The sequence below is a fragment of the Mesorhizobium sp. WSM3860 genome, assembly GCF_002294995.1.
GTDB lineage: Bacteria > Pseudomonadota > Alphaproteobacteria > Rhizobiales > Rhizobiaceae > Mesorhizobium.
The window spans coordinates 235,415-260,361 of record NZ_NSGF01000008.1; the positions used below are offsets into that span (position 1 = coordinate 235,415).

A 24,947-nucleotide genomic window follows, 5' to 3' on the forward strand; every position below is an offset into this window, starting at 1 on the left:
GCCGCAGCAAGACGCGCGTCCTGACCAACCAACAGAAAGGGGAATGACATGACCGACAAGATCACGAACTGCACCGGAGCCGACGATGCGATGGTCGAAAACGCCATCAGGCGAGGCGCGAGCCGCCGCGAACTCCTCAAGATGCTGCTGGCCGGCGGCGCCGCGGTTGCCGCGGGCGGCGTTGGGCTTGGCCGTGCCACGCAGGCCGTCGCCGCCACGCCGGTCTCCGGCGGACATTTCAAGGCGGCCGGCTGGTCGTCCTCGACCGCCGATACGCTCGATCCGGCAAAGGCATCGCTCTCCACCGACTATGTCCGGTGCTGCTCGCTCTATAACCGTCTGACCTTCCTCGACAAGGATGGCAAGACGCAGATGGAGCTGGCCGAAAGCTTCGACAGCAAGGACGCAAAGACCTGGACGGTGAAGCTGCGCAAGGGCGTCACCTTCCACGACGGTAAGGACCTCACGGCCGACGACGTCGTCTTCTCGCTGAAGCGCCATCTCGACAAGTCGGTCGGCTCCAAGGTCGCCAAGATCGCCGCGCAGATGACCGGCTTCAAGGCGGTCGACAAGTCGACCGTCGAAATCACGCTCGCCGACCCGAATGCCGACCTCCCGACCATCCTAGCGCTGCACCATTTCATGATCGTGGCGGACGGCACCACCGACTTCTCCAAGGGCAACGGCACAGGCGCCTTCGTGCTGCAGACGTTCGAACCCGGCGTCCGTTCGGTCGTCACCAAGAACAAGAACTACTGGAAGTCGGGCAAGCCCTATCTCGACTCCTTCGAATTCATCGCCATCAGCGACGACAGCGCCCGCGTCAACGCGCTGCTTTCCGGCGATATCAATTTTGCTGCCGCGATCAATCCGCGCGCGATGAAGCTGCTGCAGAGCCAGCAAGGCTTCGAACTGTCGAAGACGACCTCGGGCAACTATACGGACCTCAACATCCGGCTCGACATGGATCCGGGCAGCAAGGCCGATTTCGTGACCGGCATGAAGTACCTCGTCAACCGCGAGCAGATCGTCAAATCGGCATTGCGCGGCCTCGGCGAAATCGGCAACGACCAGCCCGTCTCGCCGGCGAACATCTTCCACAACGCGGACCTCAAGCCGAAGGCGTTCGACCCGGACAAGGCAAAGTTCCACTTCAACAAGGCGGGCCTGCTCGGCCAGTCCATTCCGGTGGTCGCCTCGGACGCCGCGACCTCGTCGATCGACATGGCGGTCATCATCCAGGCCGCCGGCGCCGACATCGGCATGAAGCTCGACGTTCAGCGGGTCCCGTCCGACGGCTACTGGGACAACTACTGGCTCAAGGCGCCTGTCCATTTCGGCAACATCAATCCGCGCCCGACGCCGGACATCCTGTTCTCGCTGCTTTACGCCTCCAACGCGCCCTGGAACGAAAGCCAGTACAAGTCCGAGAAGTTCGACAAGCTGCTCGTCGAGGCGCGCGGCCTGCTAGACCAGGCCAAGCGCAAGGAGATCTACGGCCAGATGCAGACCATGATCTCCGAGGAAGCAGGCACCATCATCCCGGCCTACATCTCCAACGTCGATGCCCTCTCCAGCAAGGTGAAGGGTTTGGAGGCGAACCCGCTCGGTGGCATGATGGGCTACGCAATGGCGGAGTACCTCTGGCTCGAAGCCTAAGAGGCGCCTGCAGGGGACCGGTCAGCCGGTCCCCTGCACTGCATTGCGCAAGATTGTTTGGCCGAACGCAACCGCAGGGAGCTTCCATGAAGTCTGGGGTTCTAAACCTCGTGCTGAAGCGGCTGGCGGTCGCGATCGTCACCCTTCTGATCGTCCTGTTCGCCGTGTTTTTCGCCACCAGCATGCTGCCCGGCGACACGGCGTCGATCCTGCTTGGCCAGGCGGCGACGCCCGAGGCGGTCGCCGGCCTGCGCGAGGCCATGCATCTCAACGATCCGGCGATCCTGCGCTTCCTGCGTTGGCTTGTCGGTCTGCTCCACGGCGATCTCGGCACCTCCTACGCCAACGAAATGCCGGTCGCGGCCCTGATCGGCGGGCGTTTCGTCAACACCATGAAGCTCGCCGGCATCACTACGCTGATCTCGGTGCCGCTGGCGCTGACGCTCGGCATTACCGCCGCGATGTTGCGCGGTTCCGTCTATGACCGCACCGTCACCGTGCTTTCGATCGGCGTGATCTCGGTGCCGGAATTCATGGTCGCGACCCTCGCTGTCCTGCTCTTTGCCGTCTATCTGAAATGGCTGCCGGCGTTGTCTTCGGTCAACGAGGCGCACTCGCTTGCCGACCTCGTGCGCATCTATTCGATGCCGGTGATCACCCTCACTTTCGTCATCTCCGCCCAGATGATCCGCATGACCCGCGCCGCGGTGATCGAAACGCTCTCGACGCCTTATGTCGAGATGGCGCTTCTCAAAGGCGCCTCGCGCAGCCGCATGGTGCTCAAGCACGCCCTTCCCAACGCGCTTGGACCGATCGTCAACGCGGTCGCGCTCTCGCTGTCCTATCTTGTCGGCGGCGTCATCATCGTCGAGACGATCTTCAACTATCCCGGCATCGCCAAGCTGATGGTCGATGCGGTCGCGACCCGCGACCTGCCGCTGATCCAGAGCTGCGCGATGATCTTCTGCCTCGGCTATCTCCTGCTCATCACGGCCGCCGACATCGTCGCCATCATGTCAAACCCGAGGCTCAGATGACAGTGGCGCGCGCGGCATCCTCCCGACGGTCCTTCCTGGGCCACAGCTACAACCTCGTGGGCGTCGTGGCCTCGCTGGTCATTCTGGCGTGGACACTGGTCGCGATCTTCGCGCCCTACATCATTCCCCATCCGATCGGCGACATCGTCGACGACGACTATTTCGGCCCGATGCGCCAGGGGCTGTGGCTCGGCTCGGACTATCTGGGCCGCGACATGCTCTCCAGGGTTCTGATGGGTGCACGCTACACCGTCGGCATATCGCTTGCCGCCGTTTCCATCGCCTGCTTTTCGGGGGTCGTGCTGGGGATGATTGCGGCCGTCACCGGTGGCTGGTTCGATACCTGCCTCAGCCGCTTCCTCGACGCCATGAACTCCATCCCCAGCAAGCTGTTCGGCCTCGTTGTCGTCGCTGCGGTTGGCTCATCGATCCCGGTGCTGATCCTGACGCTCGCCGTCATCTACATCCCGGGCGCCTACCGCTTCGCGCGGGCGCTTGCCGTCAACATCAACACCATGGATTTCATGACCGTCGCCCGCGTGCGCGGCGAGAGCACTATCTATCTCATCGGCTCCGAGATCCTGCCCAACATCATTCGGCCGGTGCTTGCCGACTTCGGCCTGCGCTTCGTCTTCATCGTGCTTTTGCTCTCCGGCCTGTCCTTCCTCGGGCTTGGCCTGCAGCCGCCTTTGGCCGACTGGGGCGCGCTGGTGCGCGAGAACATCGGCGGCCTGCCCTTCGCGGCCCCGGCCGTCATCGTGCCCTCGCTGGCGATCGCCAGCCTGACCATCAGCGTCAACCTCTTAATCGACAACCTGCCGCAGAAGATCAGGGACCGGGACGCATGACCAATCTCGTCGAGGTCAGGAACCTGAGGATCGAGGCGACGACAGACGCCGGACGCCTCGTCGAAATCATCAAGGGCGTCAGCCTCGACATCGCCGATGGCGAGATCGTCGCCCTGATCGGCGAGAGCGGCTCGGGCAAGACGACGGTGGCGCTCTCGCTCATGGGCCATGCGCGGCCCGGCTGCCGCATCACCGGCGGCGAGATCAATGTGGACGGCAAGAACATGGCTGCGCTTACCGAGAGGGAACGCGCCAGGTTGCGCGGCACCGACATCGCCTATGTTCCGCAAAGCGCCGCCGCCGCCTTCAACCCCTCATCGACGATCATGGAGCAGGTGATCGAGGTCACGCGTATCCACGGCCTGATGCCCCCCGAGCAGGCGCGAAAGCGTGCGGTCGAGCTGTTCCGGGCCTTGTCGCTGCCTGATCCGGAGGGTATCGGCGCCCGTTATCCGCACCAGGTTTCAGGCGGGCAATTGCAGCGGCTGGCAGCGGCCATGGCGCTGATCGGCGATCCCAAACTGGTCATCTTCGACGAGCCGACGACGGCACTCGACGTGACGACCCAGATCGACGTGCTCAAAGCATTCAAGTCGGTCATGAAGGCGGGCGGCATAGCAGGTGTCTATGTTTCCCACGACCTCGCGGTCGTCGCCCAGATCGCAGATCGCATCGTGGTGCTGAAGGGCGGCGAGGTGCAGGAGACAGGCACGACGGCTGAAATCCTTTCGGCTGCCCAGCATCCCTATACACGGGAATTGCTAGCCGCCTTCGAGCCGAAGTCGAGGCAAATACGGGCGGATGAAGACTCCAGACCAAAGTCGCTGCTTCGTATCGACAATCTGGTAGCCGGATACGGCCCGGTGAAACGTGACGGGCAGCCGGTTATCCGCGCGGTCGATTCCGTCAGCCTGGTCGTGGAGAAGGGACGCAATCTCGGCGTGATCGGCGAGTCCGGTTGCGGAAAATCGACGCTGGCGCGCGCCATCGCCGGCATTCATCCGGCGGCAACCGGCGAGATCGTCTTCGACGGCAAGGCACTGGAGCGCGCCGCCCGGAAACGCACTCGCGACCAGCTGCGCGAGATGCAGATCGTGTTCCAGTATGCAGATACCGCGCTCAATCCGGCCAAGCCGGTGGAGGATATCATCTCCCGCCCGCTAGCCTTCTATCATGGGCTGGACAGGCAGGCGCGCTCGAAGCGCGTCGACGAACTGCTCGACATGGTGCGCCTGCCGCGGTCGCTGCGCTACCGTCATCCCTCGGAACTCTCGGGCGGCCAGAAGCAGCGCGTGAACTTCGCGCGCGCGCTGGCGGCCGACCCGAAGCTCATCATCTGCGACGAAATCACCTCAGCGCTCGACACCGTCGTGGCGTCCGCCGTGATCGAGCTGCTCAAGGAGCTGCAGCGCGAGCTGGAGCTCTCCTACATCTTCATCAGCCACGACCTCTCCGTCGTCGAGGCCATCTGCGACGAGATCATGGTCATGTACAATGGTGAGCGCGTGGAGCAGATCACGCCCGACAAGGTGAAGGCGCCGACGCACCCCTATTCGAAGCTTCTGTTCTCCTCGGTGCCGAAGCTCGACCCGACCTGGCTCGACGGCCTCGTCCGCGACCCCGAGCTCGTCCGCCAGTACGGCCACCGCTAAACTAGATCGGAAGCAGGCCGGAAGACTGAAGGGTCACGGCAAGTTTTTCAGCCACGATAGTGTCACCAGATCAACGCCCAGGCAGACAGAATGAAGCTTGATCGACTGGATTCTCGCTTGCTTAATATTCTGCAGACCAACAATCGCCACGGAACGGAAGAGCTTGGCCAAATGGTCGGCCTGTCGGCAACGGCGGTCCAGCGTCGCCTCAAAAGACTTCGGGAAGGGGGAGCAATCGAAGCTGACGTTTCGATCGTGAAACCCACGACGGTCGGCCGGCCTATTGCGATGCTCGTGCTGGTTTCTCTCGAGCGCGAACGGGCTGATATCGTCGACCGCTTCAAACACTCGATCCGCCAGACTCCGGAAGTGATGAACGGCTACTACGTTACGGGAGAATCAGATTTCGTTCTCATTGTTACATCCCGCAGCATGGAAGATTATGAAGCTTTTACTCGGAGATTTTTCTATGAGAATCACGACATCAAGGGGTTCAAGACAATGGTTGTCATGGATCGAGTGAAGGTTGGGTTTTCCATGCCAATCGATGTCGAGCATTTTCTTGATTGATATTGCGTCTCGGCCTGTCAGCGGCGTGACGCGACGCAGGCAGCCCGTGATCTGAACCTCTGCAAGAACGTGCCGAGAGAATGGGTGCGAGTGAGCGCCGATGCGAAGAACTGATTTACCCGACCGCGGTCAGAGTCTGACGCGTCCGGAGCGTTTCCTCTTACAAACCTAGAATTGGCAGGAATTCTGCGGAAATTCGATGGAATAAGACGGAATTGCGTGCCCCGACGGACATAAGCTGAGGTCACGTTTTGTAATCTTTGAGGGTGGAATGCAGCTGGAAGCAGTCGGCCTTGAACGGGAGGGGTCGCGACATCATCCGTCGCCGGATTTCGTTGAACTGAAATTCGTCTGTTTCTGCGATTTGGCCCCTTTAGGGATCCGAGAATGACGACCAGCGAAGATGTCGCCGAAATGGATCGTCGATCGGTTCTACATCCCTTCACCGCCGGCACGGACAGGAGGTGCTTCGGCATGGCTCCCGTTCTGAAAGTTCACGAACTTCGCAAGGCGTTCGGCGCGGCCCGCGTTCTGAACGGGCTGAGCTTCCAGATGCGGCAGGGCGAGGTTGTTTCGCTGGTCGGCTCTTCCGGCTCGGGAAAGAGCACCGCGCTACGATGCATCAATTTTCTGGAGACCCCGAGTTCGGGTGAGATCGAGGTGATGGGCGATGCGATTTCCGCGTCGCAGAACGAAAGCCACGAAACGAAAATCGTCAACGCGACCAATATCAGAGTTTTCCGTCGCCGCATCGGAATGGTGTTTCAGAGCTTCAACCTGTGGCCGCATCGAACCGTGCTTGAGAACGTAACCGAGGCGCTGATCTACGTACTGCGGAAGGGCAAGCGGGAGGCGGATGAAACAGCGCTTTCGGCGTTATCCAAGGTGGGCATGGCCGACTTTGGCCACCGGTATCCAAGCCAGCTTTCGGGCGGGCAGCAGCAGCGTGTGGCAATCGCGCGCGTTTTGGCGATGCAGCCTAAACTGATGCTTTTTGATGAACCAACCTCCGCGCTTGATCCCGAGTTGGTCGGTGAGGTCTTGAAGGTCATCAGAACGCTTGCCGACGAAGGGGCGACCATTCTCCTCGTCACGCATGAAATGAGGTTCGCACGAGAGGTGTCGAACCGAATGATATTCCTGCACAAGGGTGTCGTTGAGCAGGATGCCGGGCCGGAAGAATTGTTTCGAAATCCCGCATCCGAAGCGGTGAAGCGGTTCCTATCCAGCGTCATTTCAACCGCCGCCTGACGGCGGCCATCAAACAGAAAGCAAAGAGGGGTAACTCAGCATGCTCACAAAGAACGCACTTCGCTCATTCTGCGCATCCGGCCTCATGATGGCGGCGGCAATAGGCGCCGCATCAGCCGAGGATGGTGTCTTGCGCGTGGGCACCGAAGGCGATGCGCCGCAGTTCAGCATGGCCGACGCCAACGGCAACGTTACCGGGTTCGACGCCGATATCGCCAACGGCATTTGCGCCGAGCTCAAAGTCAAATGCAAATTCGTGGTCCAGACGTTCAGTTCCTTGGTTCCGTCGATGGACAGCGATCGCTTTGATGTCATCATCTCGGGTCTCGGCATCACCGACGAGAGAATGAAGAAGATAGACTACTCCATCCCCTACGCAACCACACCCCAGTATTTCGTGGTTTCGAAGGATTCTCCGTTCGTCGGGCTGAAGAGTCTTGCGGAAATCGAGAAGGCGTTGGCCGGCAAAACCGTAGGTGTGGTGAACGGCACCACCTACGCGCAGTTCATCAAGAAACATATTCCGACCGCGGACCTGAAGACCTACGACGCCACGACCCAGCAGAATTCCGATCTTGCGGCAGGCCGGCTCGACGCTGCCTTTGGCGATTCCCCGACGTGGGTCGACTTCCTCAGTTCGCCAGAAGGAGCCAACTTTGCCCGCATCGACGTCAAGGTCACCGGAGCGGATGATCACGAAGCGCTGGGTTATGGCATGGGTGTCGGCCTGCGCAAGGGAAACGCCGAACTCAAGGCGAAGCTGGACAGCGCGCTCTGTAACATGATCAACAACAGTAAGGTAAAGGCGGCATCGGAAAACTGGTTCAAGGACGACTACACTATCCAGTGCAAGTAATCATCCGATAGGCAAACAGGCCGTCGCGGCAATCCCGCGACGGTCTGATGGAATGTATTTCATGTTGCACGGTATCTGGGTGCTGATGGTCGAGAAGGGCTGGCTCCTTGCGCTGCTGCGCGGCGCCGGTATCACGCTTCTGATCGGCTTTCTTGGCGTGGTTGTAGGATTGGCGGCGGCGATACCGCTTGCCATCCTTCGTTGGCGTCAGGTCCCTATTCTGTCACAGCTTGTCGATGCCTACAGCATCGTCATCCGCGGCGTTCCGGGGCTATTGGTCATTTATCTCCTGTTCTTCGGCTCCGTCGACTGGGTGCAGAGAATTGCCTCGGCATTCGGCTACGCGGATAGCGCCGAGAACGCCTATCCATTCCTTATCGGCATTATAGCGATCGCCGCCATCTCATGCGCGTACTCGATAGAAGTCATACGAGGCGCGCTGCAGGCGGTTCCCATTGGCCTCCTGGAGGCGGCTCGATCGCTTTCGTTGTCGCCGCGCGTGACCTTCTCTCGCGTGACCCTGCCGCTCGCCCTCAGGCTGGCTCTGGGTGGGATCAACAACGTATGGCAGATGACGATCAAGGATACCTCGCTCGTATCCGTCGTCGGCATGCAGGAATTGATGCGTGCGGCAGCAGTCGCCGCAGGAATCACGCGCTCGCCGCTTCTATTCTATTGCCTGGCAGCCGCGATGTTTTTCGCCATGACCGCGGTGAGCCAAGTTCTGTTCAACCGCGCCGAAAAACATTTCAATCGCGGCTTCAGTAGAGGTTAGAATGGATTTCAGCATCGTCGCATATGCGGTTCCATTTCTCCTCGTCGGCGCGAAGACGACCATGCTGATTGCAGCTTTCGGCGTCGGTCTGGGATTGCCGTTCGGCATTCTGCTGGCAACGGCCCGCATTTCCCAGACCGGTCCGGTTCGCAAATGCGCCGATTTCTACTGCGCCGTCTTCAGGGGCACACCGATGCTCGTACAGATCTTTGTGATCTACTACGGCCTCGCGCAGATAGGTTTCGTACGCCACAACGCGGTTTTGTGGTGGCTGATCGGCGACAGTTTGCACGCTGCCATTCTTGCCGTCATTCTCAACACCGGTGCCTATACGGCGGAGATCTTCCGTACTGCCCTCCTCTCGCTGCCGCGCGGGCTGATCGAGGCGGCGGAAGCCTGCGGCATGTCCCCATGGGTGGTCTTCCACCGTATCAAGTTTCCCCTGGCGCTGCGTCAGGCCTTGCCTTCCTACAGCACCGAAGTTGCCGTTATCGTCAAGGAATCGAGCCTTGCCTCCACCATAACGGTCCTTGAAATCACCGGCTACGCGAAACGGTTGATGAGCGAGACATTCGCCATCATGGAAATCTTCGTCGTCACCGCTGCCTTCTATCTTGCAATCAACGTCGTCTGTCTGACTGCCCTGCATGCCATCGAAAGGCGTCTGTCTTTCGAGCGGCATTCCGCACGCTGAAAGGGTCCCCTATGTCCAAGCTTACCTTTTTTGATCAGAACAATCTCCCCGAACCCAGGAGAGGCGAACCGCTGCCGGAGCGGCGCGTGGATGGCGATCCCCGTTTTCTAACTTGGGATATCGCGCAATCCGCTGATGGCCAAGTACAGGCTGGCGTATGGGAGGTCACGCCTGGCGCTTATCGCTCCATCAAAGGCGGGACCTTCGAATTTTGCTACATCCTTTCGGGGGTTTCGGAACTCATCGAGGATGGGTTCGAGCCGCGCCGAATCGCAGCGGGCGATGCCTTCGTCATGCACCTAGGATTCACGGGGGTCTGGCGGGTGATCGAGCCCACCCGGAAGCTCTGGGTCTCGCGCGATTGAGCGAGTGGATTGAACCAGAGATGCACGCCATGGATACCATCTCCGCGCGTCCCTTTAAGTCCACGCCGTACTGGTGGGACGACTGCGCGTTTTCTGCTCTGCCGGTGTGGCCGGTGATCCCCAGATGCGACGTCGCCATCGTCGGTGGTGGCTATGCGGGCCTGTCGGCTGCCATCGAGCTCGCGAGGGCCGGCCGCAGCGTTCAGCTTTTCGACCGGCAATCGATAGGGCAAGCCGCATCCAGCCGAAACGGCGGCATGGCGAGCGGCAGCATAAGGCCAAGCCGCAAACAATTGATTCGTAGGTTTGGGGAAGCTCGCGCCAATGGCATCCTGCTAGAGGGGAAGGCTGCGCGAGAGGATCTTGTGGCCTTTCTTGAAGCGGAGAAGGTGGAGTGTGACTTTTTCCTTTCGGGCCTCTTCGACGGGGCCATAAACGAACGCGAATGCGACGAATTGAGTCGCCACGCCGAGTTGTTGCATCGATTTCTGGGCATCAAGGCGTTCTCAGTCGCGCGCGCCGAGGTGCCGCGTTATATCGGAACGGACTTCTATGCTGGTGGCTTCGTACGCATGGATATCGGTGGGCTGCACCCCGCCAAACTGCTTTCGGGCATATTGCGGGTCGCCCGGGCGACCGATGCCGTCATTCACGAGAATACGGCGGTGCTGGGGATGGTCGCCGAAGCCGGCGGCGTGCGTGTCGCCACGTCGCGCGGCGAGGTCTTCGCCAAGAAGGTGCTGGTGTGCACCAATGCCTATACTGACGACTTCGATCCCTGGCTTCGCCGTCGTCTCGTGCCGGTGCGGAGCCGTATCGTCGCCACCGAGCCTCTGGGCAACGGCGTCATGGAGCGCCTGATGCCGAAGCGCATGATGTATGGCGACACAAGGCAGCTCAGTTACTACTACCGTCCATCGCCAGACGGCTTGCGTATTCTATTTGGCGGGCGCGACGGCACGACGGAAGGGGATCCGCTTTCTCCAACCACGCACCTGCGCTCCGAACTCGGACGCATATTTCCCGAACTGGCAGGTATTGGCCTGACGCATAGCTGGTTCGGCCAAGTCGCAATGAACCGTGACATGATTCCGCGGATGTTTACGGTTGGGGATACGGTCTATGCCACCGGGTTCTGCGGATCCGGCGTGGTTTGGGCGCGCTGGCTGGGCAAGAAGGCTGCCTTCAAACTTCTTGGCCAGACAGAGAAGGCCCGGTCGGACTTCGACTTCGATCCGCCGCCGAAGGCAGTACCGTTCTACCGCGGCAAGCCTTGGTTTATCCCATTCGTCTATTCGCTCTACGAGAGGAGGGACAAGCGCGCAATGCGCCGCAAGAATAAAAGCGAGAAACGATGATGATCTTTTTCAATGGTAGCGCGCATGGGGTCAAGGATACTCCGCGATCATGATAGATTCGCAACGGGACCTTCTGCCCGACATGCATTGCGCTATGACTTGGACTTCGCGACGGCCTTATCCGCAACCCTGAACTCGTCAGCCAGTACGATCATCGCCAGAGGAATTCCAGGAAAGGCATGTAGTTTTCGCCCGCCTACAATTGTGAGCAGAGCCGGTAGGCCTCATAGATCGACGAGTAGATGTCCCTGCTGGCGACCGCGTCTCCAATGCGGTGCAGGACGAACGATCCTGGAGCTTGGGGCCTATCCTCCCCTATTGTCGCCTCTCCCGTCATGAGCGCGATGTCGGTGACGCCGTTATTGGCGGAGCGGGCGCGCAATTCCAGATAGATGTCTTGCATGGGTGCCGTGCCGCGCTCGACAATGAGTTGGGCCGCGGTCATTTCCGTTTCTGCACCGGTGAGCTCATGCCGGAACCGGGCGGCAATGCCGTTGCCTTGGCGCGCTGCCTTGATGAGCCGCAGATCGCCGACGACCCGAATGCCGAGTTCGGACGCAAGTTTGCGAAAACTAACCCGGTCCGGATAGGGTGTCTCGAAGGCCACGGTGTCGTCCGCCATGGCCAGGCTGACCACAAGGCCCAGGCGGGCAAGATGCAGGGCGCAGGATATGGCGGCCTGGCGTCCGGTCTCATCGTAGATGAGCACATCGTCTTTCGTCGGCACGACCCCCGTCAAGACGTCCCAGACGCTGTCGCAATGTTCGGCGCCATCCAGCCATTCCATGTCCGGGATGCCGCCGGTGGCGACGATGATTGCGTCCGGTTTCTCGCCAAGAATTACATCTGCGTCCGCATAGGTGTTGAGACGGACTTCCACGCCAAGGCGGGCGAGCTCGTCGATGCGCCAGTTCACTATGCCGATCAGATCCTTGCGGTCATAGGCGGAGGCGGCGACAAGCACCTGACCGCCAAGCCGCGCGCCGGCTTCAAGCAGGGTCACCTTGTGCCCGCGCTCGGCGGCGACCCTTGCCGCCTCCATCCCGCCCGGACCACCGCCGACCACGACCACCCGTCTCGGCGTTTCGGCCCGGTCAATGATGTGGCTGAGGATCGTTTCGTGGCCGCTGGCGGGGTTGTGAATGCAATGGACCTTCTTGTAGAGGCAGTAGGACGCGCCGACGCATGGGCGGATGCGTTCTTCTTCTCCCCGCATCACCTTGTTGACGATATGGGGATCGGCAATATGCGCCCGAGTCATGCCGACCAAGTCGACAAGGTTCTCGCGGATCGCGTGCCGCGCCGTGGCTACGTCCCTGATGGCTGCGGCGTGGATGACGGGCAGCCTGGTTTCTCGCTTGAACTGCCCAACCAGCGGCAGAAATGGCGCGCTCTTGGTAAACATGCCGGGCATATTCTGCTCGGCCAGCGACAAGTCGGTGTCCATGCGGCCGAAGATGCAGTTGAAGAAATCGATATGGCCTTCCCGCTCGAACAGCCGGGCGAAGGCAAGGCATTCCTCGAAATCCGATCCGTCGTCGGCTGCCTCGTCGATCACGAAGCGGATGCCGACGGCGAAGTTGTCGCCCACCGCGCGGCGAATCGCCTCGTGCACCATCAGGCCGAACCGCGCGCGGTTTTCCAGCGGGCCGCCAAATGCGTCCGTGCGTCTGTTGGTTCTGCGCGACAGGAATTGGCCAATCAGATGGCCGCCGGTGACGGTCTCGATCCCGTCAAGGTCGCCGTCAACGCAGCGCCTGGCGGCACCTGCATAATCCTTGACGATCCTGTCGATGTCCGCGGCGTCCATTTCCTTCGGGAAATTCCGGTTTCGCGTCTCTCGGACGCGTGACGGCGCGACCGGCGGCAGCCAGTTACCGGCATAGGCGGTGGCGCGCCGGCCAAGATGCGAGACCTGACACATGACCGCCGCGCCGTGGCGATGGATACGCTGCGACAGCGATTGGAGATGAGGGATGATGCGGTCTCTGGAAAGATCCAGCTGACCGCCGCCCCAGCTCGAATCGGGCGACGTCATCGCCGAGCCGCCGACCATGGTCATCGCCAGGCCGCCGCGCGCTTTTTCTTCGTGGTAGCGCTGATAGCGCTCGAGCGGCAGGCCGCCCTCGTCCAGCATCGAGGCGTGACTGGTGCTGACGACGCGATTGCGCAGCGTCAGACCTTTGAGCCGAAACGGCTGAAGCAGAGGATCGCCGGATGTGCTCCCCGCTTGGAATGCCCCTGCAGTCACGTGCCGCTCCGCACCATTCATGACGGTTATAGTTCGCGATTTGCAGGGCTGCAGAAAGCTTGAAAATTGTTGGGGTGGTTATACGCTTGGCGTATGGCTGGTTTTGCTAAACTCGTTCCATCCGCACGCGGGCTGCTGGTCTTCGAGGCTGCCGCCCGCTCGGGCAGTTTTACGGCCGCCGCCCGCGAGTTCAATGTCACCCAACCATCCATCAGCCGCAGCATCGCTCAGCTGGAGGCGGATCTCGGCGTCGCTCTCTTCACCCGGGGTCCAACGGGGTTGTCCCCGACCCCGGAGGGGCGCGCCCTCTATTCGGCTGTACGGGAGGGATTTGACGGCATCGAGGAGGTGATCGGCACAATCAAGCGGACAAGCGCCGCAAAGCCGGTGGTTACCCTTTCGCTCTCGAGCTCTCTCGCTACGTACTGGTTCGTTCCGAGGTTAGGGGCGTTCAACACGCGATTTCCCGATGTGGACCTGAGGTTCGAACTGATCGCCGGCGTCCTGCGAGGACCTGCCGAGAATGTCGATCTTGCCACCAGAATCCTGGCCGACGACGATACGCACTATCACCACTGGGCGTTCTCGCCGGAAGTCATCGTTCCGGTGTGCAGTCCATCCTACCTGTCGAACCACGGCCGGCTGAACCATGACTCGGACGGCGAGGGTCATACCCTGCTTCAACTCACCGACGCCAAGGAGCAGTGGCTGGACGCCTGGGGCAGCGTAGCCCACCGCAAGACCAGCAGGGCAAAGTGGCTCGAATTCTCGGACTATGCGGTCGTGCTTCAGGCCGCGATGAACGGGGAAGGCGTGGCGCTCGGCTGGCTCAGCAATGTTTCAAGGGCGTTGCTTCAGGCAACGCTCGTTCCGGCCTCGGACAGGCAGATCAACACTGGACGGATCCATGAATTGATTGCACCTCGCTCACGGCCGGTGCGGCCGATCGTCTCCGATATCCGCGCCTGGATGGTCGCCGAGATGCAAGCCGAGTTGAAAGCGTTGCACGCACTATTGCAGCCAGGGGTCCTGTAGCCCGGACCGCAACAGAGAACTGCAGCGCACGGCACAGCTACCCGCTGACTACATCGGAAACAGGCTGGGCAGCGGCATGTGCGATTTGACGATCGGCGACTTCAGCACGACGAAGCTGAAATATTTGTCGATGCCGATATCCATATCGGTCAGCCGCTCCATGATCGTCTGGTACTCGCCAATGCCGGCCGTCACGAACTTCATCAGATAGTCGTAACCGCCCGACACGAGATGGCATTCAATGACCTGATCGATCTTCTCGACGACGGCGAGAAAGCGGGCGAAGTCCACCTGGCGGTGGTTCTTCAGGGTGATTTCGGTGAACACGGTCAGTGTCTGGCCGAGCTTGCCGATGTTCACCTGCGCGGAATAGCCTTCGATATAACCTTCCGACTGGAGCTTCTTGACCCGCATCAGGCACGGGCTCGGCGACAGGTGCACCAGTTCGGCCAATTCCACGTTGGTGATGCGGCCGTTCTTCTGCAATTCATGCAGAATCTTGATGTCGATCCTATCCAGTTTCACGTCCATCTCCGAAGAACGCAACCCACAGCACAAAATGCTGCCACTTCTCTAGCCGCTGACACTACCACAGCCCGCAGGCCTGTCCATCCGATGGGCCCGCTCTGACACGCAGGGACTCTCGATTTCATCGCGCGCTACGGAATAAAATTCTGCTTGAAGCATAACTGCGGCAGCGGCTGCCTGCGCAACGCGCTAGATTCGAGCCTCAAGGCAGAGAGAGGACCATGCGCGCGCCGTTGCAACAGATCGAGACATCCGGCGAACTGCCGCAATCCGCGGATGCGGTGGTGATCGGCGCCGGCATCGTCGGTGTCTTCGCGGCCTACTACCTGGCTAGGCGCGGCTTGAAGGTCGCGCTTGTCGAAAAAGGACGCATCGGCGCCGAGCAATCCAGCAGGAACTGGGGATGGTGCCGCCAGCAGAACCGCGACGCCCGCGAGCTGCCGATGGCGACCCGAAGCCTCGACCTGTGGGAGCGCTTTGCGGCCGAAAGCGGCCAGGACACCGGCTTTCGCCGCTGCGGCCTGCTCTATCTCAGCAATGACGAGGCGGAGCTGGCGGGCTGGGCGCGCTGGCGTGACTTCGCCAAAACGGCCGGCGTCACCACGCACATGCTCGACAGCGCCGAGGCCAGCGAGCGGGCCCACGCCACCGGCCGGACCTGGAAAGGCGGCGTCTTCTCGCCGACCGACGGCACCGCCGATCCGTCGCAGGCCGCGCCAGCGGTCGCCCGCGCCATCCTCCAGCTTGGCGGCACGGTGCATCAGAATTGCGCCGCGCGCGGCATCGAGACCGAGGGCGGACGCCTGAGCGGCGTGGTCACCGAAAGCGGCGCGATCCGGACGAAAGCGGCGGTTTTGGCCGGTGGTGCCTGGGCGTCCTCCTTTTGCCGTCAGTTCGGTTTCCGCTTTCCGCAGGCGTCGATCCGCTCCTCCATCCTGTCCGTCTCGCCCGGCGCGGAGGGCCTGCCGGATGCGCTGCACACGGCAAAAATCTCGGCGACGCGGCGCGGTGACGGCGGCTACACGCTCGCCATAAGCGGGCGCGGGCGCGTCGACGTGACGCCGCAGCAGCTGCGCTTCGCTTCGCAGTTCGTCCCCATGTTCCTGAAGCGCTGGCGCAGCCTCGCGCCCGGCGGCTTGCAGGGGGTGCGCTCAGGCCACGAAACGCTGCAACGCTGGCGGCTCGACCGGCCGACGCCGATGGAGCGGATGCGCATCCTCGATCCGGTCCCGGATCAGGCGACCATCCGCCTGACCCATGCCCGCGCGCTCGAACTGCTGCCTGCGCTGCGCCAGACGAAGATCAGCGCAGCCTGGGCGGGCTACATCGACAGCACGCCGGACGGCGTGCCCGCCATCGGCGAGATAGACGCCGTTCCAGGCTTCTTCCTGGCTGCCGGATTTTCGGGTCATGGTTTCGGCATCGGACCCGGTGCCGGGCACCTCGTCGCCGATCTTGTCACCGGGTTGGAGCCGATCGTCGATCCGAAATCCTACGACCCGCGGCGCTTCGATGCTTCGGCCTGGGGCAAGGTCGCGGACTTCTAGTTTCAAGCCCGACATTCCGACATTGCTTGGCAGGTAAACCCTCCGGATTGCATCAGCTCTCCCGAAGCAAGGCACCGATCGGCGCCGGCCGAACGGGGGCCTGCCCGCGAAATCGGCCCACATCCTCGGGCCTACAGCCGGCTTGGGCCGCGATGAGTTCAGCGGCAGCCAACTGGCAATAACGCCCCTGGCAGCGCCCCATGCCGACGCGCGAGAGCGATTTCACCCTGTTGGCCTCGCCGCCGCCGAGAGTCGTGCCCTGGCGCACGGCCCCGGCAGTGACGTTCTCGCAGCGGCAGACGATCGTATCGTCGGGAAGCGCCCTCACCAACGCGCCCGGCCAGGGAAAGGCCTGGGCCAGACCACGGGCAAAGCGGTCGAGCAGGGCGAGCCTGCGCAGGTCGGCGCCGACGGAGGGCACCGGGCGTCCAAGATCGGCAAGGCACGCCGCCGCGGCAAGGCGTCCAGCGATCTCCGCGCCGTCCGCCCCGAGGAGACGGGTCCCATCACCGGCCAGGTAGATTCCATTGCCGGCCCGTCCCATCCGGTCGGCCTTCGGCAGCCATTGCCGCAACTGCTCGTCATAGGTGAAGGCGCAGCCCGCTAGGTCTGCCAGATGCGTCTCCGCGCGCAGGTGCCAGCCCATGCCGACCATGTCGCATGGAGTGTGCCGCTCCCCGCCGCCGGCGTCGCGCCAGCGCAGCGCTGCGACACCCGAGGCATCGGCCTCAATGCGCTCAAGCGTCACGCCCGCGTGGTAGCGGCGGCCAAGCCTCGCCCGCAGCACCAGCCCGCGCAACGCCACGATTGGACGGGCGGCAAGTCCCCAGAACCCACGCATCTGCTGGCGCCAGGAGGAGGTGTCGAGCACCGCCGCCACATCCGCTCCGGCCTTGAGGAGCTGAGCGCCGACCAGCGTCAGCAAGGGGCCCGACCCGATCAGGACGATGCGCCGTCCGAGCGCGACGCCCTGCGCCTTGAGCGCGATCTGCGCCGCGCCAAGGCTGTAGACGCCGGCGTTCTGCCAGCCGGGGATCGGGGCGACGCGGTCTGCTGCGCCGGTGGCGAGGATCAGGCGGTCGTAGAAGATCACCTCCGCGCCGCCCTCCCCCAGCACGTGCAGCCGCCCCTCATGCACGGCGATGACGGAGCTGCGCGCGCAATAGGTGAGCCGCGCTTCTTCGGCCATCCGGTCGAAGAGCAAATGCAGTGCGCGCGCCTTATCCGCCTCAGACCCGTACAGCTGCTCCGGAGTTCGGACGAACCCGGCAGGCGGGCGGCGATAGATCTGCCCACCCGCGCGGTGCCCTTCATCGATCACCACCGGATGGAGCCCCGCCTCGACCAGCGTCGCCGCGGCCCTTATGCCGGCGGGGCCCGCACCTACGATCACGATGCGCGGCGATGACGGCTCGCTCACGGCCAGTTCTCCGGCGGCGTCGTACGCAGCCGCATGCCTTCGACGACGAGAGTTGTGCACGCACGCAGGCGCGGTCCCGCTTCTTGCCACACCCAGCAGTCCTGACAGGCTCCCATCAGGCAGAAACCTGCGCGCGGCTCGGGACCGAACTCGGAACTCCGCAGCGCATGTCCTGAAGCCAGCATTGCGGTCAGCACGGTGTCGCCGTCCAGCGCATTGCGCGTCTCACCGTCGAGAAGGAACTGCACCTCCTCCCGATCGCGCTCGGCCAGCCGGACGATGCGGCCGGCCGTGATCATTCGGCGGCCTCTTGCACCGGTCTCGGACGAGGCAGTTCGGGGAAGCGTTCGCAGACCGCATCGAAAGCTGCTTGCACGCCTTCCGGCCCGGCGCGACCTTTCATGCGGCGGAAGATCTCGGTCTTGGCAAAGAACCGCCAGTGGATCGGCAAGGCGTCCAGCACGGCGTGAAGCCGGCCATAGGCGGCCGGTGTCCACTGTGCCTCGTAGCCATCGCGCTCGGGACCGAAATGGAAATGGCAGGCGGACGCGCTATGCCGCGCACGCAATTGCTCCGTCGCCTGCTGGTCGACCGCGCCGTCGCGGAGAACGACGCCATAGTCGCGCTCGGCCGCTGCCTGCGAGAGATAGCCGCGCCGCACATCCTGCCCCACCCGCCAGGGCTCCCGCTGAAACGGATCGCCGCGTCCGCCGCCTCCGGCGGAGCGGATCTCCAGCACGTCGCCAGGCTGCAGCACCACCGTGTCGATGTTGCCCAGCCGCCGCTCGCGGTCGGTGCCCGGATTGACGACCATGTCCGACAGGCCGGCCGCCTTGCCGCCCAGCACGCCCCAGGGGCGGAAAAAGCTGCGGTCGCGATTGCGCGCCGTGATCCGGGAGTCGGGGGCAAAGACACGGAAGGCCATTTCGGTCGCCAGCCCGCCGCGCCAACGGCCCGCGCCGCCGCTGTCCTTGGCAAGCCCATATTTCACGAACTCGACCGGCGTCTCGGTCTCGGTGATCTCGATCGGCGTGTTCTTGAGATAGGCGGCATCGGCGCCCGAACCGTTGGTGCCGTCGCGATGCGGCATCGCGCCACCACCGCCCACCACGGGGTTCACCGCCGCGATGACGCTCCGGCTGGTGCGCTCATCGATAGTCATGACGTTGACGATGCAGTTGTTGCCGGCCGGCGCCGCCGGCAGGCGTCCGGGCAGCGCTTGCGAGAAGGCGCCGAAGATGACCGAGCGCAACCGGGCGCAGGTGAGCGAGCGCATGCCGACGGCGGCGGGATGGATGGGGTTCAGCACCGAACCTTGCGGCGTGACGCAGGTGAACGGCCGGGTGAGGCCCGTGTTGAGCAGGATCTTCGGGTTGAGCGTGTAGAGCACGTAGTAGACGCCGACGAGTAGCATCGTGTGGCGCGGGTCGCCGCCCGAAGGCACATTGAGCGACGACCCGAGCTGCGGATCGGAGCCGGTGAAGTCTAGCACCGCCTCGTCGCCTTTGATCGTAAGCGTCAGCTTGAGCCGGCACGGGTTGGCCTCGACCGAATCCTCGTCGGCGTAGTCAGCGAACTCCCAGCTTCCGTCGGGCATGGAACGCAGCACGTCGCGCGCCTGCGCTTCGGCATGGTCGAGAAGAGCTGCAACGCCTTCGACGAAGCCGGCCTTGCCGAACTTCTTCACCATCGCCTGGATCTTGCGCTCGCCGGTGTTGAGCGCGCCGACCAGCGCCTTGATGTCGCCGATGTTGAGATCGGGCTTGCGCACATTGGTGCTCATGATCCTGAGGATCGTCTCGTCGAAGGCGCCTTCCCTCACCAGCTTCATCGGCGGAAAACGGATGCCTTCCTGATGGATTTCGGTGAGCGCGCGGCTGAGCGAAGCCGGCACCGCGCCACCCATGTCGGTGTTGTGGATGTGCCCTCCCGTCCAGGCGACGATCTCGCCGTCGACAAAGACCGGCTTCCACAGGTGCGTATCGGGCGCGTGCGTGGCGACGTGGCCGGAATAGGGATCGTTGGTGAAGGCGACGTCTCCCGGCCGATAGTCGTTCACCATGGCGATCGCGCGGTGATACGAAAGCCCGGGATACCAGGTGGCGCCGAGCTCCATCGGGACGGCGAAGGTCGCGCCCGAGCGGTCCATCAGCATCACGGTAAAATCCTGCGTCTCTTTGACGAAGGCAGAGTGCGCGGTGCGGTGCAGCGTGTGGGCCATGTTCTCGGCCGCCGCGCGGGCATGGTTTGCCAGAACCTGAAGATTTGTGCGGTCGAACAAGGCGTCACTCCGCGAAAGTCAGAACGAGATTGAGGTGGCAATCGACCCGCGCCTGCGTTCCGGCGGGGATGGCGAAGGTGGTATCTTCCTGCACTACCACGGCGGGTCCGCGGAACGTGCTGCCCGGCACCAGGGTCTGCCGGTCGTGGAGGTCGACGGTCTCGACGATCAGACCGGTGTAGACCGGCACCCGGCGCGCCGGAGCGGTCGGGACGTCGATCTCCTCGATCTCGGGGAAGGAGAGCGCCGGCCCTGCGCCTATCGCGGACAGCCGAATATTCACAAGCTCGATCGCGCCCTCCGGATCGTGGAAGTCGTAGAGCTGCTCATGGGTGCGGTGGAATGCCTGCTCGATCGCGGCCGCGTCGCCGTCCGCCAGCCATTGGGGCGAAAGGACAACCTCGATCTCATAGCTCTGCCCGAAGTAGCGCATGTCGCAGGAGAGTGTGAGTTGGGCGGCCGCATCGTGCCCCTGCGCCGCAAGCCAGTCGCGACCTTCTTGCGCAAGCGCCTCGAAGGCTTCGCGGATCGCGGGGAGCGAGGCGGCCGATAGCGGCGCGAAGATGGTGCGGATGAAGTCGCCGCGCAGGTCCGCCACCAGCCCACCCAGCGCCGATACCACGCCGGGGCGGCGGGGCGCCATGACGCGCTTGATGCCGAGCTCGCGGGCCAGGAAGGCGCCAAGCATCGGACCGCCGCCGCCGAATGGCATCAGCGTGAAATCGCGCAGGTCGACGCCGCCGCGCGAGGCGAGCTTCTCGACCTCGACGAACATTTCCGAAACCGCGATGTCGAGGATCGCCTGCGCGGTCTGCTCGACCGGGCGGCCGAGCCGGGCGGCAAGCTCGCCGACCGCGCGATGCGCCAGTCCGGTGTCGATGCTGAGCTGGCCATAGGCCATCTCGCTATGGCCGAGCCATCCGCACACTACCATGGCGTCGGTCACCGTCGCCTGCTCGCCGCCGCGGCCATAGCATGCAGGTCCCGGCGTCGAACCGGCCGATTCCGGCCCGACCCGCAGCACCCCTTGCGCGTCGACGCTGGCGATCGAGCCGCCGCCGACGCCGATCGAGCTCACCGACACGGAAGGGATATGGAGCGGAAATTCGCCGATCAGCTCGCCGGTGCCGAACTGCGGCTCCCCGTTTATGATGAGCGCGAAATCGGCCGAGGTTCCGCCGATATCGAGGGTAAGAACCTTGTCTTCGCCTGCCTGACGCGCCAGCCACGAGGCGCCGATGACGCCGGAAGCCGTTCCCGACAGCAGCATATTCACGCAGGCGCGCTTGCCTTCGGCGGCGTTCATCAGTCCGCCGTTCGACTTCGTCAGCATCGGCCGGGCCGGCACTCCGCGATCCTTCAGCCGCTCTTCCAGCGCGGTCAGATAGCCAGAGACGCGCGGATGGACATAGCCGTTGAGAATGGCGGTCGAGCTGCGCTCGTATTCGCGGATGACCGGCCACACCTCGGCGGAGGTGAAGACGAAGAGGTCGGGCGCCAGGCGCGCGATCGCCGCCTTTACCGAGGTTTCCTGCGCGGCGTTGCGCCAGGAATGAAGGAAGGACACGACGATCCCCTGCGCCCCGTTCGCTTTAGCCGCCGCGACCGCGCTCTCCACCGCCGCCATGTCGGGCGCCTGGGATTCATTGCCATCGGCGCGCATGCGGGCCGGAATGCCGAACACCATGTCGCGCGAGATCAGCGGATCCGGCCGCGCGCAGAACAGCGAATACATGTCCGGCATGCGAAGCCGCGCGAGCTCGATCACGTCCTCGAAGCCGGCATTGGTGAACAGGGCCAGCGGCGCGCCCTTGCGCTGGATGATTGTGTTGATGCCGACGGTCGTGCCATGCACGAAGCGCGTCATATGGGTCGGGTCGAAGCCTTCGCGTTCGGCCAGCAAGGTGAGCCCCGTCATCAGCTCGGCACCCGGATCTTCCGGCGTCGTCAGCACCTTCAGCGAAGCGACGCGTCCGGAGCTTGCTTCGAGCGCGCAGAAGTCGATGAATGTCCCGCCGATGTCGACGCCGACCTTCCAGTCGGCGTCCTTCCGCGCCTCATTGGCCGTAATGGCTCCCTCCATGATGCATCCCTTTCTGTCTGCTCGAAAAACTCGCACGAGCGGACAGTCACGGTCCAAGATGGATGATGGGCAAGAATATAAGTCCTGCTTATACCTTGACGCTAGGCTCGCCGAGAACGGCGGAGCAGGCCGCACGGATTTCATCGCGCATCATTTCGTCGGCCCTCGAAATGGCTCGTACGCGCGACGTGAGCAGCGCGATCGGGAATTCCGGGCCGCCCGCCAGCGGCCTGACGGCGAGGCCGGAAAACTGGTGCCATGGCAGCAGCGCGTCGACGAGGGCGATGCCCAGACCGGCCTGGACGAAGCCAACCGCGGAGATCGAAATGTCGATCTCCAGCGACGGCGAAAGCGCCACGCCTTGCGCGCGGGCCGCGTGGGCCAGTTCGTCGGCGGGACGCGTGTTGCCGCGATAGGATATCAGTTCCTCTCCGACGAGATCAGCGAGCGTCAGCTCGGGCTTCTTCTGCAGCGCGTGTCCGCGCGGCAGCAGGCAGGCGAAGCCGACACTCCCGATCACCTCGGCCTCGATATCGGGAGGCAGGCGATCGTCCATGGCTACGCCGAGACTGGCATCGCCGGCGCGCAGCATCTCGACGATCGCGGCGATCGGCGCGCTATGGGAACGCAGCAGCATGTCGGGATGCTGCGCCCGAAATGCGGTGAAGGCGCGCGGCAATATCGCCATGGCCGGCGGCGGCGAGGCAGCGACCCGCACCAGCCCGGTACGACCGAGACGCAGATCGGTGGTCTTGCGGCGCAGGCCGTCGAGCCCCGCCGACAGCCTCTCGGCATCGGGAAAGATCTCGAGCGCCTCAGGCGTCGGCCGCAGCCTGCCCTTGATCCGCTCGAACAGCGTGAAGCCGAGTTCGTCCTCGGTGTGGAGCAGTATCTGGCTGAGCGCGGGCTGGGAGATGTTCAGCATCCGCGCCGCGGCGGTCACGGTGCCCGCGCGCATGACGGCGATGAACACTTCGAGCTGCCGGGCCCGCATTCCTACTCCATAGGTAAAACTTATGGCTTTTATCCAAAGCCATCTTTGACGCATTGCCGCGGCGTCGACAAGATGGATGCATCTAAGGATCAGCCGCTCTGCGCTAGGGAATGACTATGGATGTGATCGTGCTGGGCGGCGGCCTGATGGGGACGGCTTCGGCCTATTTCCTCGCCAGGCGCGGCGCCCGCGTGACTCTGATCGAGCGCAGCCGGATCGGCAGCGGGGCTACCGTCGCCTCCTTCGGCAACATCAGGCGCACGGGGCGTCATCTGTCGCAGCTTCCGCTGGCCCACCGCTCGCTCCGGCTGTGGGGCGAGGCCAAAAAAATGCTAGGCCGCGATGTCGAATTCCGCGCCACCGGTCACATCCGGCTGATCTTCGATGAAGGCGGTCTCGCCGACATGCGCAGCTATGCCGAGGCGGCGCGGCCCTGGGGACTCGAGCTGCAGGAGCTCAACCCGCGCGAGATCCGCGCGCGTTTTCCCGGCCTCGGTCCCGACGCGATGGCGGCGTCGTTCTCTCCGCATGACGGCAGCGGCAATCCGCGGCTGATCGCGCCGGCCTTCGCCGAGGCCGCCCGCAAGCTGGGCGCCGGAATCATCGAGGAAGCTCGGGTCGAAAAGATCGAGCGGACCGACTCCGGTTTCCTTGTCACCAGTTCAAAAGGCGCTTTCGCCGCCGAATGCCTGCTCAACACCGCCGGCGCCTGGGGCGCGCGCATCGCCGCGCTGTTCGGCGAAGAGGTGCCGCTCGATGCCCGCGGCCCGCAAATGGGCGTAACCGAGCCACTGCCGCATCGGATCCTGCCGGTGGTCGGCATCTGGACGCGGGACAAGGATTATGGCGCCTATCTGCGTCAGGTCGAGCGTGGCAACATCGTCTTCGGCGGCGCGGCCGAAAGGGTATCGGTCGACCTCGATCCAGGCCATGCGGCCGCCGACCCATCGCGCCTGCCGGCGCAATTGCGCGCCGTCGCGCGGCTGCTGCCGGCGATCGCGCAGGTCGCGGTCATCCGCACCTGGTCGGGCTGCGAAGGCTATGTGCGGGACATGCTCCCGGTCATGGGAGGCTCGGCGACAACGCCGGGCCTGTTCCACGCCTTCGGCTTCAGCGGGCACGGTTTCCAGCTCGGTCCGGGTGTCGGCGATGCCATGGCCGAGCTCATCACGACTGGCGACTGCGAAACGCCCCTCGACGATTTTAGGATAAATCGCTTCAATCGCGCGGCTTGACGAAGCGAGTCGATCACCCGGGCGCCCGGCTTCCTTTGACGCGGAAGAAGGGAGCTTCCATCTGTCCGAATGACGGGCATTGGGTGAGCAGAGAGCTTTCGGATGGCTCAGACTGGAGTTCGCCCCCAGCTTTCCGCGGCCGTGGATTGGAGCGCGTGAGCGCAGACCGGACTCAGCCGATCCGAGATGGAGAATGCCGGTTGGGCGGGAAGGGACAATTATACGACGTGCCGTCGTTCTCGATCAGCTTGACAACCAGATTTGCGACGCCTCTCGCCAGACCTGTCCCCTGTGTTTCCAACATCCTCAGCCACCATACCGGATGAAGAATCCGCGACCTCCCCACTTAGGATGGGGCCGACTGCAGACTGCAGCTTCCGGCCTCGCAAATGCCATAGCATTCGGCGTGGGCTGCACCGACCTCGTCTCAATCAGCGGACGTTGTACTTGGCGTCGACCTGGTCGATGGCGGCGACATTGCCGGCCGACCGCCCCTGCGGATCGAAGG

Annotated in this window: 21 protein-coding genes; 14 read left to right on the top strand and 7 right to left on the bottom strand. The window is 63.4% G+C overall.

What is annotated here, in order from left to right; translation table 11 throughout:
• The first annotated feature begins 48 nt into the window (after positions 1-48).
• From CK220_RS15815 to CK220_RS15865, 11 genes are all read left to right on the top strand, one after another.
• Positions 49-1,659 (top strand): ABC transporter substrate-binding protein, encoded by a 1,611-nt coding sequence (locus CK220_RS15815; RefSeq protein WP_095812415.1) that lies wholly within the window; start codon positions 49-51, stop codon positions 1,657-1,659.
• Positions 1,660-1,745: 86 nt separating this feature from the next.
• The gene (locus tag CK220_RS15820; protein ID WP_095812416.1) at positions 1,746-2,696 is read left to right on the top strand and encodes an ABC transporter permease; all 951 of its coding nucleotides are present in this window, start codon (positions 1,746-1,748) and stop codon (positions 2,694-2,696) included.
• Positions 2,693-3,544: an ABC transporter permease gene (locus CK220_RS15825; protein ID WP_066989179.1), complete on the top strand. Its 852-nt coding sequence runs from the start codon at positions 2,693-2,695 to the stop codon at positions 3,542-3,544. Before CK220_RS15820 ends, CK220_RS15825 begins: the two co-directional genes overlap by 4 nt.
• A complete protein-coding gene (locus CK220_RS15830) occupies positions 3,541-5,196 on the top strand; it encodes an ABC transporter ATP-binding protein (protein WP_095812417.1) in 1,656 nt (551 codons plus the stop codon). Before CK220_RS15825 ends, CK220_RS15830 begins: the two co-directional genes overlap by 4 nt.
• A 90-nt stretch (positions 5,197-5,286) precedes the next feature.
• On the top strand, positions 5,287-5,766 hold the full coding sequence (locus tag CK220_RS15835; RefSeq protein WP_095812418.1) for an Lrp/AsnC family transcriptional regulator: 480 nt from the start codon (positions 5,287-5,289) through the stop codon (positions 5,764-5,766).
• Between the two features lie 474 nt (positions 5,767-6,240).
• Positions 6,241-7,017 (top strand): amino acid ABC transporter ATP-binding protein, encoded by a 777-nt coding sequence (locus CK220_RS15840; protein WP_095812453.1) that lies wholly within the window; start codon positions 6,241-6,243, stop codon positions 7,015-7,017.
• A gap of 40 nt (positions 7,018-7,057) precedes the next feature.
• Positions 7,058-7,873, top strand: a complete 816-nt coding sequence (locus CK220_RS15845; RefSeq protein ID WP_095812419.1) for a transporter substrate-binding domain-containing protein — start codon at positions 7,058-7,060, stop codon at positions 7,871-7,873.
• 61 nt (positions 7,874-7,934) lie between these two features.
• Positions 7,935-8,648 (top strand): ABC transporter permease subunit, encoded by a 714-nt coding sequence (locus tag CK220_RS15850; protein ID WP_095812454.1) that lies wholly within the window; start codon positions 7,935-7,937, stop codon positions 8,646-8,648.
• Between the two features lies 1 nt (position 8,649).
• Positions 8,650-9,342 (top strand): ABC transporter permease subunit, encoded by a 693-nt coding sequence (locus tag CK220_RS15855; protein WP_095812420.1) that lies wholly within the window; start codon positions 8,650-8,652, stop codon positions 9,340-9,342.
• An 11-nt stretch (positions 9,343-9,353) separates the two neighbouring features.
• Positions 9,354-9,707 carry a cupin domain-containing protein gene (locus CK220_RS15860; RefSeq protein WP_095812421.1) on the top strand — a complete coding sequence of 118 codons (354 nt, stop codon included), beginning with the start codon at positions 9,354-9,356 and terminating at the stop codon, positions 9,705-9,707.
• 29 nt (positions 9,708-9,736) lie between these two features.
• The gene (locus tag CK220_RS15865; RefSeq protein ID WP_095812422.1) at positions 9,737-11,065 is read left to right on the top strand and encodes an FAD-binding oxidoreductase; all 1,329 of its coding nucleotides are present in this window, start codon (positions 9,737-9,739) and stop codon (positions 11,063-11,065) included.
• Positions 11,066-11,261: 196 nt separating this feature from the next.
• Here CK220_RS15865 and CK220_RS15870 read toward each other — a convergent pair whose 3' ends face one another.
• Positions 11,262-13,316, bottom strand: a complete 2,055-nt coding sequence (locus tag CK220_RS15870) for an NADH:flavin oxidoreductase (RefSeq protein WP_245429229.1) — start codon at positions 13,314-13,316, stop codon at positions 11,262-11,264.
• A 93-nt stretch (positions 13,317-13,409) separates the two neighbouring features.
• Between CK220_RS15870 and CK220_RS15875 the strand changes: the two genes are divergently transcribed.
• On the top strand, positions 13,410-14,351 hold the full coding sequence (locus tag CK220_RS15875) for a LysR substrate-binding domain-containing protein (protein ID WP_095812424.1): 942 nt from the start codon (positions 13,410-13,412) through the stop codon (positions 14,349-14,351).
• Between the two features lie 48 nt (positions 14,352-14,399).
• Here the strand turns inward: CK220_RS15875 and CK220_RS15880 are convergent, their stop codons facing one another.
• On the bottom strand, positions 14,400-14,876 hold the full coding sequence (locus tag CK220_RS15880; protein ID WP_066989429.1) for an Lrp/AsnC family transcriptional regulator: 477 nt from the start codon (positions 14,874-14,876) through the stop codon (positions 14,400-14,402).
• A gap of 224 nt (positions 14,877-15,100) precedes the next feature.
• On the opposite strand from CK220_RS15880, the gene CK220_RS15885 reads away from it, so the two are divergent.
• A complete protein-coding gene (locus CK220_RS15885; RefSeq protein ID WP_095812425.1) occupies positions 15,101-16,426 on the top strand; it encodes an FAD-binding oxidoreductase in 1,326 nt (441 codons plus the stop codon).
• A gap of 52 nt (positions 16,427-16,478) precedes the next feature.
• Here CK220_RS15885 and CK220_RS15890 read toward each other — a convergent pair whose 3' ends face one another.
• The 5 genes from CK220_RS15890 to CK220_RS15910 all read right to left on the bottom strand — a co-directional run bounded on the left by CK220_RS15890 (position 16,479) and on the right by CK220_RS15910 (position 23,204).
• Positions 16,479-17,846: an FAD/NAD(P)-binding oxidoreductase gene (locus tag CK220_RS15890; protein WP_095812426.1), complete on the bottom strand. Its 1,368-nt coding sequence runs from the start codon at positions 17,844-17,846 to the stop codon at positions 16,479-16,481.
• Positions 17,843-18,145: a (2Fe-2S)-binding protein gene (locus tag CK220_RS15895; RefSeq protein ID WP_095812427.1), complete on the bottom strand. Its 303-nt coding sequence runs from the start codon at positions 18,143-18,145 to the stop codon at positions 17,843-17,845. The genes CK220_RS15890 and CK220_RS15895 overlap by 4 nt, the downstream gene beginning before the upstream one ends.
• A complete protein-coding gene (locus CK220_RS15900) occupies positions 18,142-20,127 on the bottom strand; it encodes a hydantoinase B/oxoprolinase family protein (protein WP_095812428.1) in 1,986 nt (661 codons plus the stop codon). The genes CK220_RS15895 and CK220_RS15900 overlap by 4 nt, the downstream gene beginning before the upstream one ends.
• Before the next feature lie 4 nt (positions 20,128-20,131).
• Entirely contained in the window at positions 20,132-22,210 is a 2,079-nt protein-coding gene (locus tag CK220_RS15905) for a hydantoinase/oxoprolinase family protein (protein ID WP_095812429.1), read from the bottom strand.
• 88 nt (positions 22,211-22,298) lie between these two features.
• Positions 22,299-23,204: a LysR family transcriptional regulator gene (locus CK220_RS15910; RefSeq protein WP_095812430.1), complete on the bottom strand. Its 906-nt coding sequence runs from the start codon at positions 23,202-23,204 to the stop codon at positions 22,299-22,301.
• A gap of 116 nt (positions 23,205-23,320) precedes the next feature.
• Between CK220_RS15910 and CK220_RS15915 the strand changes: the two genes are divergently transcribed.
• Positions 23,321-24,439, top strand: coding sequence for an FAD-binding oxidoreductase (locus CK220_RS15915; protein WP_095812431.1), 1,119 nt, complete (start codon positions 23,321-23,323; stop codon positions 24,437-24,439).
• The last annotated feature ends 508 nt before the right edge of the window (positions 24,440-24,947 follow it).